Here is a 14,307-nt window from a genome sequence, read left to right as displayed (position 1 = left end):
GCGGTGCCTACCGTGTGCCGCATGCCGAATCCCGTCGAGATCCGCACGCTGGCCGGCCCCGATGAGCTTCCCGAGTGGCTGCGCGCCGTCTCCACAGGCTTCTACCGTGGCCCCTCGGTCACCGACGAGGAGGTGGCGACCCGCTCCGGGGGCATCGATCCGGCACGTACGCAGGGGGCGTACGACGGCGGGCGCTGCGTGGGCACGTTCCGGACGACGCCGCAGCGGATGACCGTTCCCGGCGGCGGCGAGCTGTCCTCGTGCGCCGTCACCAACGTCACCGTCACGCCCACGCACCGCCGGCGCGGGCTGCTGTCCGGGATGATGGCCGACGCGCTGCGGGCCGCCAAGGAGCGCGGCGACGCGATGGCTTCGCTCATCGCCGCCGAGTACCCCATATACGGGCGCTACGGGTTCGGACCCGCGAGCTGGATCACCGAGTGGGAGGTCGCCGTCTCCCGTACGGGTCTGGACCGGCGCTACGCGGGCCCCGCCGATCTGGGCGACGGCGGCAGCGTGGAGATCGTGGACGCCGAGGACTTCCGGCGCCTGGCTCCCGAGGCCCACGAGAGGTTCCGCGCGGGCTCACAGAGCCAGGGCGCCATCGACCGTACGGACCGCTGGTGGGACCTCCAGACGGGCATCCTCCGCTTCGGGGACTCCTTCACCCCCCGCTTCCACGCGGTCTACCGCGACGCCGACGGTGTGGTGGGCGGCGCGGTGACCTACACCTCCGACGACGTGTGGAGGGCCAAGCTGCCCGAGCAGACCGTCACGGTGGACGACCTGTTCGCCACGACACCGGCGGGCGAGACGGCACTGTGGCGGTTCGTGCTGTCGATGGACTGGATCCAGCACGTCCGCACCGGGCCGCGCGCTCCCGACGATCTCCTGCCGCTGCTGCTGCCCGACCCCCGGGCGGCCCGTACGCTCACCCACGCCGACTTCCTGTGGCTGCGGCCCCTGGACGTACCGCGCATGCTGGAGGCGCGCACCTACGCCACGGCGGGGTCGCTGGTGCTGGAGGTGCGCGACAAGGACGGCTACGCGGGCGGGCGTTTCCGCCTGGAGGCGGGCCCGGAGGGCGCCGGGTGCGTGGCGACGCACCAAGAGCCCGGCCTGTCGCTGGACGTGGCCGAGCTGGGCACGCTGTACCTGGGCGACGAGTCGGCGGTGCGGCTGCACGCGCTGGGCCGGGTGTCCGAGGAGCGGCCCGGCGCCGTGGCGGAGGCCGAGCGGCTCTTCCGCACGGCCCGGCGGCCGTGGTGCCCCGACGTCTTCTGAGACTCGTCCGCTTCGGGGATCCGCCTTCTTGGGATCCGGCGCCTTTCGAGGTCCGGACGCCGTCGTCCAGGTCCGAGGCCGTCGTCAAGCCGCCTCCCCCGGGCGTGGGTTGATGGGAGGGGGAGGCGGCATGACGGCGGACGGGCCGGAGCAGGCGGGCCCGCTCAGGTGTGCGGCGGACGGGTCTTGGCGGTCAGGTCTGCGGCGGTCAGGTCTGTAGCAGCAGCGTCGCGAGCACGAGTGCTCCCGCGCAGCTGCAACCAACGTGTTTGGCCTTGAGGCCGACGCTCAGCAGCAGGAAACCCACGAGGCCGAGAACCCCGAAGTGCACCTGAACGAGCTGCTCGAACGAGACGACGGCGACGGCGGCGACGAGCGCGATCAAAGGCATGGAGATCCCTCCTTCTCAGACACGGGGGGACGGGGTGGTGCCGGATGCGGTGCGCCCATGCGCCATTGGACGGGCGGAGTCGCGCGACTCCGGAGTGGAGACGGCGATGGAGTGGAGACGGCGATCAGTTGGCGAACTTGGCTGCTATATTCTGGAGTTGGTGACCAACCTCACTCAGTACATTCCCAGTTGTCAGCCATTCGAAAACACTTGGCATACAACTCCCACCTCCTGGCCTGAAGTTGTAGGGTCTCGGCGTGACCAGTAAGCGCGCCTCCACAACCGGCCGCCGCCCGCGCGAGGTGGTCGCCGACACCCTCCGTGAGCGCATCCGGAGCGGCGAGTTCGAGCCCGGCGACCGGCTGCCCACCCAGCGCCAACTGGAGACCGAGTTCGGCGTCGGCCGCAGCGCCGTACGCGAGGCCCTCGCCGCCCTCACCCAGGAGGGCCTCCTCGACAACGTGGGCAGAGGATCCTCACCGACCGTGGCCGAGCCCCGCCACCAGAATGAGGCGCCCCGGATCGCGGGCGTCGAGCTGACGGACCGCCTCCATGTGGCATTTCAGGCCGAAGACGTCACCATTGACGCGTTCTCGCTCACCACGGAGACACTGAACAACGCGCTGGCCTGGCCGGTCCGCCAGATCATGGACGGACAGCACTCCCCCAGATCCGTCACCGCGCGCATCCTCATCCCCAGCCTCGAGGCGCACTTGGCGCTGCCCCGGCTCGTCGAGAACCCCGACGACCCCAAGCCCCGGCGGCGGCTGCACAGGATGCAGTCCACCTACGTGGCCGTCCTCCAGAGCACCCTGGCCTCCCTGACGATGTACGACGTCGATGTCTCCGTAACCGTCCAGACCGTCCCGCTCACCCCGACCCACAAGCTCTACCTGCTCAACGGCGACGAGGCCCTCATCGGCTACTACCAGGTCGTCCTCAACGAGGAGGCCGACCACGAGGGCGAGCAGCTGGCGATCTACGACGTCCTCGGCCTCACCGCCAAAATATTCCGCTCCACGCGGGGACCGGACGCCCGGGACGAACAGGAGTCCGCCTTCGTCGAGGAGTCGCAGCTCTTCTTCGACTCCCTGTGGAACACGATCGCCACCCCCTTCACCCTGGAATGACCGGGATTCTCCGGAGAAGGGGGATGCTCCCCGGAAGGAAGCAGCGGCGTGTCTTCCTTCGGGTGAGCACCGAGTGCCCTGCGAGGAGCCATGATCCGGGCAGCGCTAAAGTGCCACCTCCGCGCACCGCCCAGCCGACCGAGGCCCTCGCATGACATCGACAGCGCTGCACAAGGCCACGGAAGTCGGCAGCGTGCACGGCCCGCTGCGGGGCTACCACCGCGAGTGGTACGTCGTCAGCCCCGCGGCCGACTTTCCCGGCACCGGGCGGGTCAAGGTGGGCGAACCCCGCGAGGACGCCCTGTGGTTCGACCGCCGCTGCTTCGCCTCCGAGGACGCGCTGCTCACCGAGCTGGCCCGGCGCGCGCTCCCCCGTATCCCCCCGGTCTACCGCCTGGGCGAAGGCCCCTCGCTGCACGGCTTCATCGAGGGCACCCCGCTCGACGCGCTCGCCCCCGCGGGCACACCCGTCGCGGCGGGGCACCTGGGGCAGATCATGGAGATGTTCACGCACCTGAGCGCCGTGCGGCCCGACGGGTTCTCCGTCCCACGGCTGTGCAGAGCCGAGGACCGCCCGGTCGACGGTGACAGCGCGGGGTTCTTGCGCTCGCTCATCCGCTTCACCCGCGAGCGGGCCTACCGGCGCCACCTGCCCCGCTACGGGCGGCTGTTCAACCAGCTCGGGCTGCCGCGCGGGGCCCTGGGACCACGCTCGCCACTGGCCGCTGCCGCCGCCGCGCTCACGCCCCGGCCCTTCTCCCTGCTCCACGGCGACCTGCACCGCGCCAACTTCATCGTGGACGACGCCGGGGGCCTGTGGACCATCGACTGGGAGCTGGCCATGCTCGGCGACCCGCTCTACGACCTGGCCACGCACCTCTACCTCATGAACTACCCCGCCGGTCAGCAACGCGAGGTGATCCGGCGCTGGCAGGCCCTCATGTGCCGCGCCCTGCCCGGGGCCACCGCCGGAACGGAGGAGGACCTGCCCCGCTACCTCGCCTACAAGCGCGCGCAGTCCGTCTACACCGACATCGTCCGGCACGCCAGCGCGCTCCACAGCGCCAGCTCCGCGCAGGTCAGAAGGGAGCGGCTGCGCGCCTCCGCCAAGGATGTGCACCAGGTGCTGACGCGCGGTGCCGAGGCTCTCGGGCTGCGTGAGGTGCCCACGCCCGCGGAAGTGGAAGACGCGTACGGGGCGTTCGGCGCTGTACGGCCGGTCCGCGGCTGAGGATAGTTGTCCCGGACCACGACCCGCCGACCGGGAGGACGACCCAGATGCACGCACTCGTCGGCTCCGCGAAGTCCGTACTGCTCGACTTCGACGGCCCCGTATGCACCCTCTTCCACAGCAGCCGCCCGGGCGGCATCGCCGAGCGGCTGCGCACCACCTACGACGCGAGCGGGACGCTGCCGCTCGACGAGGACCCGCAGGTCGTGCTGGCCGCGGCCTTCGACAACCCCGCCCTGGTCTCCGACGGCACGGCCCGCCGCATCGAGCAGGCCCTCACCCAGGAAGAGGTGACGGCGGCCGAGGGGGCGTACCCCACCGGATACGCGGACGGTCTGATACGCACGCTGCACGCCACCGGACGGGGCCTGGCCGTGACGACCAACAACTCGCGGGAGTCCGTCGAGCGCTATCTCAGAGCCCGGGGCCTGCTGAAGCTGTTCGAGGGGCATGTGCACGGGCGGTTCTACGACGGGGCCGGGCTGCGGATCAAGCCGGATCCGGACTGTCTGCTGCGGGCCCTGGAGTCGACCGGGGTGGCGGCCCAGGACGCCGTGATGATCGGGGACGCGGCGCGCGACCTGGTGGCGGCGCGGGCCGCGGGTGTCGAGTTCGTGGGATACGCGCGCAACGAGCGCAAGGAGAGGGAGCTGCGCGAGGCGGGGGCCGCGCACATCGTGCCCTCGCTCCGGGAGGTACTGCTGGCTGTGGACCCGTGCGCCCATGTGTAGCCGGGGCGCGGGTGGCGGCGGCGCGGATCCGTGGGCTCCATGGGCGGATCTGGCGGATCCGTGGGCGGATCCGTGGGCGGATGTCCGTGCGGATGTTTGTGCGGGCGATCCCGGGGGAGGGCGCCCTCACCTGCGGGACCGGGTCTCGCCGCGTGCGTAGGCTGGCCGTATGACCGACGCACCCACTCCCGCCAGCGACGAGCCCGCACACGACCCCGAGGTCCTTGAGCTGGCCCAGAAGATCTTCGATCTCGCCCGGCACGGCGACACCGACACCGTCGGCGCCTACGTGGACGCGGGCGTTCCCGCCAACCTCACCAACGACAAGGGCGATTCCCTCCTGATGCTGGCCGCCTACCACGGCCACCCGGAGACGGTGCGCGCCCTCCTTGCCCGCGGCGCCGACCCGGACCGCGCCAACGACCGGGGTCAGACCCCTCTCGCCGGCGCGGTCTTCAAGGGCGAGGACGACGTGGTGCGCATCCTCTTCGAGGCAGGCGCCGATCCGCGCGGCGGGACGCCCTCCGCCGTGGACACCGCCCGGATGTTCGAGAAGCAGGAGCTGCTCGACCTCTTCGGCGACGCCTGACGGAGGGCTGCTGGGCCGCGCGCGGCTCGGCGCGCGGCTGAGGCTGCGGCTACGCGCCGTGGTCTCCGTCGTGGCCGCCCCCGTGTCCCGAGTGGCCGTGGTCGAACTTGAGGACCTCGGGCGGCATGACGACGAACGGCCGCATCATGCCCATGTCTTCGTGCTCCAGCAGATGGCAGTGGTACATGAACCGCCCGTGCGCCCCGTCGAAGCGGCCCAGGACGTTGACCATCTGGCCCGCCGGAACCTGGAAGACGTCCTTCCAGCCGCCCTCGTTCGGCGCGACGGGCAGGGGCCTGGCCGGGTCGAAGACGACCGGCTTGTCCTCCTGGGTACCGCCCACGGTCGGGTCGAAGCCGGAGACGTCGAAGGCGTCCCTGCTCAGCAGCTGGAAGTCGGCCAGGTGGATGTGCATGGGGTGGGTGGGGCCGCCCAGGTTGAGGAAGCTCCACTGCTCGTAGTCGTTGTGCGCGACCTTGAACCCCAGCGTGTCGTCGAACGTCCGGGCGATGCGACGGTAGGTCTTCAGCTCGCCGTCGCGCCCCCGCACCCGCACGATCCCCTCGGCCTGCGGGACCGGCCCGTCACCGACCTCCTTGGTGATGTCGGCCATCTCCCAGATCTCCGGGTGCCCGCCGCCGCCCACCGTGCCGGGCGGGCTGAGCACGATCAGCCGGTGGTTGTGCGGAATGGCGTGAGTGAGCCGCTCGAACGAGCCGGAGAGCGTCCCCGGCAGCACGAACGGCTCCGCCACCGGCCTTGCGCCCACCCGGAACTCCATGACCTGCGGATACGGGATGTTCCTCGCCGGATCCGGCTGGCCGAAGCGGGCGTTGCCCACGTTGACCAGCCGCAGCTTCCTGCCGCGCAGCGCACGGAAGTCGACCAGCAGGTCGAAGCGCTCGGCGGGCGCCGCCGACAGCAGCTTGCGCCGCGCCGGGTCGGTGTCGTCGGCGAAGGTGATGTCGACCGGGCGGGGCAGCAGCCCGCCGTCGCTGCCGATCTGCTTGACCGTGCCGTCGGGCACCGGGGCACCCGTCTCGTCCACCAGCGCGAGGTTGTAGACGCGCGCGTTGGACGCGTTCAGCAGCCGGAAGCGGTACCAGCGCGGCTCGACGTCCAGATACGGCCAGATCGTGCCGTTGACCGTCGAGAAGGGCGCGCTCACCGGAAGGGTGACGTCCTTGTCCGACTCGGGGTCGGGGCCCAGATTGCGGACCTTGTGGAGCAGCCGGCCGTTGAGCCGCCCGTCCTCGTCCTCGTCCAGATTGCGGTCGGCCAGCACCAGCGGGATCTCGTACGCGCCACCGGGCAGGCGCAGCGCGTCCTCCTCGGCATCGCGGATGAGATACGTGCCGACCAGCCCGGCGTAGACGTTCCACCGCGTGATGTTCATGCCGTGGTCGTGATACCACCACTGGGTGGCCTGGTGGTCGTTCGGATATTCGGACAGCTGGGTGTCGCCGTAGGCGACCGCGTTCTCCGCCCAGCCGTCGTTGCCGCCGCCGGTCACGGCGCCGTGCAGGTGCGTGACGGACCAGCCGGGCAGCGCCGCGACATCGGGGTCGGGCTTGACGCCGTCCCTGCCGGGGTGGTTGACCAGCGGGTCGGTCGGCGTACCGGCGCCCACGGCGACATGGGTGACGGGGAACGTTCCCGTCAGCCGGTTCGTCCAGGCCACCCGGATCCGCTGGCCCCGGCGCACCTCGAAGGTGGGCCCGGGAAAGTGGCCGTTGTACGCCCACACGCGGGTCGGCGGGAGCTGGGAGTGCAGCCGCGTCCAGGTCTCGGTCAGCTCGATCTCGACCTGCCTGCCGCGCGGGTCGGTGGTCGGCTCGGGGCGCAGCGTGGGCGGTACGCGCAGCGCGTCGACGTACGGCGTCAGGCCGTCGGCCGTGGGGGCGCCCGCCAACGCCCGCTCTTCGGTCTCCCCGGACTCCCCCACGAGCCCCTCAGCGGGAGCCTCCGCGCTCTCCTTGAAAATGTGCTCGATCGATTCAGTGATCTCGGACAAGATCGTCCCCCCGTTGGACGTGAACTGGTCTGGCCACCAGCCGTCTTGCCGGCCTCAGCGGCCTTCTGAGATGGGTGACGCCGGTTCGCCGCATGGGGTTGCCGTCACCTCGCGGGGCAGGCCGGATTCACGTCGGCGCTCGCACGAGTGGTGTAGACCGCGCTGGACCATCGGACGCAGAGGCGGTTCATCCGACCACCCGGCCACCCGGCCACCCGGGCGGGGCGCATCCGGGTAGGCACGTCCGGGCGGGCACGTCCGGCGGGGCGCATCCGGGCGGGGCGCATCCGGTGGAGGGGGCGCTGGGGCCCCGGGGCTACTCGGGCTTGCGGGCCTCGATGAGGAAGCGGGCCGAGTGGGCGACGAACGGGCCCTCGGACTCGATCAGCTCGTGCAACTCGCGCAGCCGCTCGCGATAGCGCTCGACGGTGAAGCCGGGCACCATCCAGATGACCTTGCGCAGGAAGTAGACGACCGCGCCGATGTCGAAGAACTCCATGCGCAGCCGCTCGGACCGCAGATCGACCACCTGGAGCCCGGCGTCCTCCGCCTCCGCGCGCTCGTCCTCGGGCCGGCGCCGCTCGCGCCCCTCGGGCTGAGGGCCGAGGAAGTACTCGACCAGCTCGAAGACCGAGGCCGGGCCCACGTGCTGGGCGAAGTAGCTGCCACCGGGCTCCAGGACGCGGGCGATCTCGGCCCACCAGGCGCGGACCGGATGACGGCTGGTCACCAGGTCGAAAGCACCGTCGGCGAACGGCAGCGGCGGCTCGTCCGTGTCCGCGACGACGACCACTCCGCTCGGCCTCAGCAGCGCCGTCGCCTTGGCGACGTTCGGCGGCCAGGACTCGGTGGCGGCCATCACCGGCGGCAGCCTCTCCGCTTCCGCGAGCACCTCGCCGCCACCGGTCTGGAGGTCCAGCGCGGCCGAGGCGGAGGCCAGGCGTCCACTCATCAGCCGTTGGTACCCCCACGAGGGCCGCGCCTCGGTCGCCCGGCCGTCCAGCCAGGAGAAGTCCCAGCCGTGGACGGTTACCGCACCGGCCTCAGCCACAAGATCATCGAAGGAGCGTCCCATGACCGCATCCTCACAGTGCCCCGGACCCTGACCAACCGAATTGCCGACCGAGCCCACCGGCCCAGGCTCCGCCTGGGTCAGGGCGCAACCGTACTTATCCGGATCACCTCGCCTCTCTCCAGCGCGACATAAACGGCACCGTCCGGTCCTACGGTCAGACCGTGCGGCTCCGACTCGGGTGTGGGCAGGTCGTGTTCGGTGAGGCTGCCGTCCGGAGCAAGGGCGCCCACGCGGTTGGCCTGCCATTCGGTGAACCAGCACACGCCGTCGTGGTCCACGACCACGGCATGGGGTCTCGACTCGGCGTCGGGGAGGACGAACTCCTCGATCCGGCCCTCCGGCGCGGCGGCCTGTCCATCGGGGGCTGTCCGGCTGCGGCTGCCCGGGGTGAGCCGCCCCAACCGTCCGGCACCGATCTCCACGAACCACAGGGTCCCCGCGCCTGTGCCGCCCTTGCCGCCTTCGCTGCCCTTGCCGCCTTCGCTGCCCTTGCCGCCTTCGCTGCCCTTGCCGCCTTCGCTGCCCTTGCTGCCTTCGCTGCCGTTGCCGCCCTCACCGCCGGGGCCGGGGCTGGAATCGGAGCGAGGGCCGTTGCCGGGGCCGAGGGCGATGCCGACGGGTGCGGCGCCCTTGGTGGGCAGCGGGTGGAGCGTGATCCGGCCGTCGAGGTCGATCCGGCCCAGCGCGTCGGCCTGGTTGAGGGTGAACCACAGCGCCTCGTCCGGCCCCGCCACCAGCCCGGACGGGAACGCCCCAGTGGTGGGCAGGGGGAACTCGGTGACCTCTCCCGCCGTGGTGATACGGCCGATCCGGTCGGCGTTCGTCTCGGTGAACCACAGGGCACCGTCGGGCCCCGCCGCTATCCCGTAGGGGCCGCACTCGGGGGTCGGCAGCGCGAACGACTCCGCTTTGCCGTCCACCGTGATTCGTCCGATCCGGTGGTCTCGCGTCCGGGCGAACCACAGCGCGCCGTCCGGGCCGGGGGTGATCACCGTGGGCCCGCAGTCCGGCACATCGAGGGCGTAGGTGGTGAGGTCGCCCTCGGGGGTGAGTCGGGCAAGGGCGCCCGCGTGCACGAGGGTGACCCACAAAGCGCCGTCCGGGCCGGTGACCACGTCGTAGGGACCGGCCCCCTCGGGCAGGGTGGCGACGGTCTCCACGGCGACGTCGCGCGTACCGCGTTCAGGAACCGGGCTCATACAGAACTCCTTTGGTCACATGCCTCCTGGTCACTTGTCTCCCACGGCTCGGACCCGTCCGAGGCCGTAGCCCCGCCCAGGGCCAGGTGGGCGCCCCGCCAGCGCTGCCGCAGTCTGCGGTCGTGACTGACGACCACGAGCGCCCCCTCGAAGGTGTCCAGGGCCGCCTCCAACTCCTCCATCAGCGCGGGCGAGAGATGGTTGGTCGGCTCGTCCAGCAGCAGCACATCGGCCGGTTCGCCGATCAGCCGCGCCAGGGCCAGCCGCTGCCGCTGGCCCGTGGACAGCCGGTCGACCCGCACCTCCAGCCGCTCCCGGTCGAACAGCCCGAGGGACAGCAGCCGGTCCGTGTGGTCCTCCGGGACGCCGGGCCGGCCCTGCGCGTACGCCTCCAGCAGCGTCGCGCCCGGCGGGGCCGAGGGAGGCTCGGGGTCCTGGGAGAGGTAGGCCACCCGCCCTCTGCGGGAGACCCTGCCGGTGTCCGGGGCGAGCTCTCCCGCGAGGACGCGCAGCAGGGTGCTCTTGCCCGCGCCGTTCAGCCCCGTCACCAGCAGTCGGTCTCCTGCCGCGACCGACACGTCGGTGGGGGCCAGCCTGCCCCGGACGCCGACCGCCTCGGCCTCCACAACCGTGCCGCGCAGGCCGCTCCCGTGCAGCGACGGAGTGAAGCGAAGCGGCGCGGGCGGGGGCGGGACGGGGTCGTCCAGCAGGCGGCGCAGCCGCTCCTCGACGTTGCGCACCCGGCCGGCGAGTGACTGCTGGACGCGGCCCCCCGCACGGTCGTACGCCATCTTGTTGCCGTCCTTCATCCCTCTCCCCGGGGCGACCCTGCGCGCGGTGGTCGCCGCTGCCACGCGGAGCCGCTCCGTCTCGGACAGCCACCGCTCGTGGGCCTCGGCCCAGCGTCCGCGGGCCGCCGCCTTCTCCTTGAGATAGCCCGCGTATCCGTTGCCGTAGCGGACGAGTTGGGCCCGGTCGGCGTCCACCTCCAGCAGCGTCGTCGCGACACGCTCCAGAAAGGTCCGGTCGTGCGAGACCGCCACCGTGGTGCCGCGACGGGTGCGCAGGTGCTCCTCCAGCCAGTGGAGCGCGGTGTCGTCGAGATGGTTGGTCGGCTCGTCCAGCAGCAGGACTTCGGGGCTCGCGGCGAGGAGAGCGGCCAGGCGCAGCCGCACGCGCTCGCCGCCGGAGAGCTTGCCCACGGTGCGGCCACGAGGAAGTTGCCCCAGGCCGAGGCCGTGCAGCGCACGCTCGACCCGAGCCTCGGCGTCATAGCCGCCGCGCACCTCGAAGGCGGTCAACAGCTCGCCGTACTCGGTGAGCCCCGAAACGTCCCCCTCGGACATCGCCGCTTCCAGGGCGCGCAGGCGCTCTTCCATGGCGCGCAACTCGCCCAGTGCCCGGTCGATGACCTGCTGGACGGTCAACTCCGATGGCAGCGGCTCTTCCTGGGAGAGGTAGCCCACACCGCCGTCGGCGCGCAGGATGGTCTCACCCTGATCGGGGTCCTCGCGCCCGGCGAGCAGCCGCAGCAAGGTCGTCTTCCCCGAGCCGTTCTCCCCGACGATCCCCGCGCGCTCACCCGCCGAGAGCGCGCAGCTGACCCCGTCGAGAACGGTCCGGCCTTCGTACGACTTCGAGACGGCCAGGGCTGTGATCTGTGTGGGCATGGGTGCACTCCGAAGCGATCGAGGATGGGGCGGCCAGGGCGGACCGCGGGGCCAGGTGAACGCTTCGGAAGAGCATCAGCGACTCCTTCTCTTTCCCGTGCGCTGGATCATCACGGGGACTTTTACCGCGACGTGTGTCGCGTTAAGATGGTGGCATGACGAGAGCCGAGATGGCAACAGGGTTCGGAAAATGACCGCGGCGGACGAGGACGAGGCCGGGCCACACGAGGCCAAGACCCCCGCCCCGGAGCCGGACGACAAGGCCGGGGCCCCGCCGTCCGGGCCGGACGGCGCCGGGGAACAGCACCGCCCGAGACGTCCGGGCGGGCGCACAGCGCGCGTGCGCTCACAGGTTCTGGAGGCAGTGGGCCCGCTGCTGGTGGAGTTCGGCTACGACGGCCTGACGATCGACGCGGTCGCGGCCCGCTCCGGCGTGCACCGCGCGACGGTCTACCGCCGCTGGCGGGACATAGGCGGGCTGCTCGCCGACGCGCTCGACGCGGCCCTCGACGACGCGTGGCGCCCGGCCGACACGGGCTCGCTCGAGAGCGATCTGACCGCGCTGAACGAGGAGGTCCAGGACGCGATGGAGGAGGACCCGCCGGTCGCGTACGCCCTGATCGCCGCCTCGTTCCGCTCCGACGAGGCGGCGAGAGCCCTGCGCCACTTCTGGGAGGACCGCTACGAGCGCTGCACCGAGGTGGTGCGCCGGGCGGTGGACCGCGAGGAGCTGCCCGGCCCCCTCGAAGCGATCGACGCGCGCGGGCTGCTCGTCACGGCCACCGCGCCGGTCTACCACGAGCGCGTTCTGCTCAAGAACGGGCCCGATCCGGCTCTTCCCGCCCAGGCTGCCCGCGCGGCGGTGCTTGCCGCCCAGGCGGGCGCCTTCACCTCAGCCGACCCCCGTGCCCCCTCATGACCCTGGCCGCCGCCCGCCGCCTCACGCCCGAGGGCGGGGATGAAAGGGGCGAGAGCGAGGCGTCCGCGTCGAGGTCCGCGTCGGGGTCGGGGCCGGGGCCGGGGGAAAGGTCAGCCGGCGGGAGTTCGTGTCGCGGTGACCGCCACCGTCGCGTAGCGCATCGTGAAGCTGCCGCCCAGCGCGTCCACGGCGGCCCCGGCCCCCTCCAGCAGCTCCGCCAGCTTGGCCGGCGGGAGTTGGGTGAAGGCTCCCTGGGTGGGCAACTGGTCCAGCCAGGCGTCGCGGGTGCACTCCGTCTCCCAGTCGAACCGCCACTGCTCCGGGTCGCCGAATCCACCCGCCTCCCGGAACCCGTCGGCGACCTTGGCGAAGAGCGCATGGTTCCCGTTCAGGGGCTGCTTCATCGCGTCCTGAAGATCGAACGGGGAGTCGGGCAGCACCCGTCCGCACACCTCGGCAAAGGCTTCCGCCAATTCGGACGGGAGCTGGAACACATTCCAGAAAGCCGCCAGCAATCCGCCGGGCCGCAGCACCCGTGCCGCCTTGGCCGCGCCCGCGACCGGGTCTATCCAGTGCCAGGACTGGCCCGCCACGACGGCGTCGAATTCCCGCTCCGCAGGGTCCCAGGCTTCGAACGTCGCGACCTCGGCCTCCGTCCCGAACCGCCGGGCCAGCGCGGCCATCCGCGCGTCGGGCTCGATCCCGAGCACCGTGCAGCCCGCCGCTTGGAGCTGCCGGGCGGCGATGCCCGTTCCGGCCCCTACGTCGAGGATCCGGCAGCCGGACCCGGGACCGGAGCCGGAGCCGGAGCCGGCCTCGGGACCAGAACCGGAGCCGGAGCCGGACTCGCGGCCAGCGCCAGCGCCCGGAGCGACGGTGGCGGCGATCCGCTTCACGAGGGCGTCGGGGTAGCGGGGCCGCGTCCGGTCGTAGCGTTCGGCGTCGAGGCCGAACGACTCGGCCATCTGCCGGTGTTGATGAGACTCGCTCGGGAAACGGCGCCCTCGCGCCGGAGGTATAGTGGGCATGCGCCCACTATGGTGGGCACTTGCCCACTCGTCAACGGGCGTCACCGGTCATCAACGGGCGGGCCGCCGGACCAAGGAGAAGGGACCGCATGCCAACAGGGGTAGCCATGCGCGACGCGCGCGAGCAGCTGTTCGACGCCGCCGAGCGCGTCCTGCTCCGGGACGGGCCGAACGCGCTGACCAGCCGGGCGGTCACCACGGAGGCAGGCTGCGCCAAGGGCGTCCTGCACCGGCACTTCGCCGATTTCGACGCCTTCCTCGCCGCGCTCGTACTGGACCGGATCGGCCGGATCGAGGCCCAGGCCGCCGCCCTGCGCGACCGCGCCGGGACCGGCACCGTCGCCGACAACCTCACCGCCACACTGACGGACCTGTTCGAGACGGTGGCGGTGGCGGTCGTCGGGCTCGTCACCTCCCGCGACGAGCTGCGCGCCCGGCTGCGCGAGGACAGGCCGACCGGCGTCCCGGTCCTGACGGAGGGCGCGGCCATGATCGCCTCGTACCTGACGGCCGAGCGAGCGCTGGGCCGCCTCGCGGACGACGCCGACGTCAACGCCCTCGCTCCCACCCTGATCGGGGCCGGACACCTTCTGTTCGCGGACCGGACCGGCATCCCGCCGGAGCGGGAAGCCGTCCACAAGGTCGTCATGACGGTCATCGGCGGCGCCGTACGCCGCCCGCCGCCACGGTAAGCGGCCCCTCGGCGGCACACCCGAGGCCAACCCCGGCTGCCCCAGGAAACCTTCGCCGCACCCGCACCCGCGTGCTCACCGGTCTCACCGGTCTCACCGGTCTCACCGGTCCCAGCATCGCCAGCCGGCCCCTCCTCTGGAGCGGCCACGCGCCCCCCCGTACGCCAGCCCGCAGCCCGAGCCCCGAGCCCCGAGCCCGCGATCAACGTCGGCGAGGCCCCGGAACCCGGCAACGTGACCGTCACCCGAGGGCGGCCGTGAACAGGGCGAACGCGCTGACGATGACGCCTACGCGGACATAGACGATGACGCCTACGCGGACATAGTGGAAGCGATCCCACCGGCGGATCTCTG

The 14,307-nt window shown here is 72.0% G+C and carries 13 protein-coding genes; 7 read left to right on the top strand and 6 right to left on the bottom strand.

Annotated features, from left to right (window positions below; translation table 11 throughout):
• Positions 1 to 21: 21 nt before the first annotated feature.
• Positions 22 to 1,284, top strand: a complete 1,263-nt coding sequence (locus tag OHB04_RS22365) for a GNAT family N-acetyltransferase (protein WP_326808128.1) — start codon at positions 22 to 24, stop codon at positions 1,282 to 1,284.
• 208 nt (positions 1,285 to 1,492) lie between these two features.
• Here OHB04_RS22365 and OHB04_RS22360 read toward each other — a convergent pair whose 3' ends face one another.
• A complete protein-coding gene (locus OHB04_RS22360; protein ID WP_326689484.1) occupies positions 1,493 to 1,675 on the bottom strand; it encodes a hypothetical protein in 183 nt (60 codons plus the stop codon).
• A 257-nt stretch (positions 1,676 to 1,932) separates the two neighbouring features.
• Between OHB04_RS22360 and OHB04_RS22355 the strand changes: the two genes are divergently transcribed.
• The 4 genes from OHB04_RS22355 (at position 1,933) to OHB04_RS22340 (ending at position 5,356) form a co-directional block, all read left to right on the top strand.
• Entirely contained in the window at positions 1,933 to 2,805 is an 873-nt protein-coding gene (locus OHB04_RS22355; RefSeq protein ID WP_326689483.1) for a GntR family transcriptional regulator, read from the top strand.
• A 151-nt stretch (positions 2,806 to 2,956) separates the two neighbouring features.
• Positions 2,957 to 4,036 carry a phosphotransferase gene (locus tag OHB04_RS22350; protein WP_326808127.1) on the top strand — a complete coding sequence of 360 codons (1,080 nt, stop codon included), beginning with the start codon at positions 2,957 to 2,959 and terminating at the stop codon, positions 4,034 to 4,036.
• A 47-nt stretch (positions 4,037 to 4,083) separates the two neighbouring features.
• Positions 4,084 to 4,767: an HAD family hydrolase gene (locus tag OHB04_RS22345; RefSeq protein ID WP_326689481.1), complete on the top strand. Its 684-nt coding sequence runs from the start codon at positions 4,084 to 4,086 to the stop codon at positions 4,765 to 4,767.
• 169 nt (positions 4,768 to 4,936) lie between these two features.
• Positions 4,937 to 5,356 carry an ankyrin repeat domain-containing protein gene (locus tag OHB04_RS22340; RefSeq protein WP_326689480.1) on the top strand — a complete coding sequence of 140 codons (420 nt, stop codon included), beginning with the start codon at positions 4,937 to 4,939 and terminating at the stop codon, positions 5,354 to 5,356.
• Between the two features lie 49 nt (positions 5,357 to 5,405).
• Here the strand turns inward: OHB04_RS22340 and phsA are convergent, their stop codons facing one another.
• The 4 genes from phsA to abc-f all read right to left on the bottom strand — a co-directional run bounded on the left by phsA (position 5,406) and on the right by abc-f (position 11,314).
• A complete protein-coding gene (phsA, locus tag OHB04_RS22335; RefSeq protein ID WP_326809495.1) occupies positions 5,406 to 7,301 on the bottom strand; it encodes an O-aminophenol oxidase PhsA in 1,896 nt (631 codons plus the stop codon).
• A gap of 385 nt (positions 7,302 to 7,686) precedes the next feature.
• Positions 7,687 to 8,445, bottom strand: a complete 759-nt coding sequence (locus OHB04_RS22330) for a class I SAM-dependent methyltransferase (RefSeq protein ID WP_326808126.1) — start codon at positions 8,443 to 8,445, stop codon at positions 7,687 to 7,689.
• Positions 8,446 to 8,522: 77 nt separating this feature from the next.
• The gene (locus OHB04_RS22325) at positions 8,523 to 9,644 is read right to left on the bottom strand and encodes a Vgb family protein (protein WP_326808125.1); all 1,122 of its coding nucleotides are present in this window, start codon (positions 9,642 to 9,644) and stop codon (positions 8,523 to 8,525) included.
• Positions 9,641 to 11,314 carry a ribosomal protection-like ABC-F family protein gene (gene abc-f, locus OHB04_RS22320; protein ID WP_326808124.1) on the bottom strand — a complete coding sequence of 558 codons (1,674 nt, stop codon included), beginning with the start codon at positions 11,312 to 11,314 and terminating at the stop codon, positions 9,641 to 9,643. The genes OHB04_RS22325 and abc-f overlap by 4 nt, the downstream gene beginning before the upstream one ends.
• Before the next feature lie 190 nt (positions 11,315 to 11,504).
• On the opposite strand from abc-f, the gene OHB04_RS22315 reads away from it, so the two are divergent.
• Positions 11,505 to 12,233: a TetR/AcrR family transcriptional regulator gene (locus tag OHB04_RS22315; RefSeq protein WP_326689476.1), complete on the top strand. Its 729-nt coding sequence runs from the start codon at positions 11,505 to 11,507 to the stop codon at positions 12,231 to 12,233.
• Between the two features lie 110 nt (positions 12,234 to 12,343).
• Here the strand turns inward: OHB04_RS22315 and OHB04_RS22310 are convergent, their stop codons facing one another.
• A complete protein-coding gene (locus OHB04_RS22310) occupies positions 12,344 to 13,261 on the bottom strand; it encodes a class I SAM-dependent methyltransferase (RefSeq protein WP_442814918.1) in 918 nt (305 codons plus the stop codon).
• 89 nt (positions 13,262 to 13,350) lie between these two features.
• On the opposite strand from OHB04_RS22310, the gene OHB04_RS22305 reads away from it, so the two are divergent.
• Positions 13,351 to 13,953, top strand: a complete 603-nt coding sequence (locus OHB04_RS22305) for a TetR/AcrR family transcriptional regulator (protein ID WP_326689474.1) — start codon at positions 13,351 to 13,353, stop codon at positions 13,951 to 13,953.
• The last annotated feature ends 354 nt before the right edge of the window (positions 13,954 to 14,307 follow it).

It is taken from the genome of Streptomyces sp. NBC_01775, assembly GCF_035917675.1.
Taxonomy (GTDB): domain Bacteria; phylum Actinomycetota; class Actinomycetes; order Streptomycetales; family Streptomycetaceae; genus Streptomyces.
Note: the sequence above shows the minus strand (reverse complement) of the source record. Positions and strands in the feature narration are given on the sequence as shown.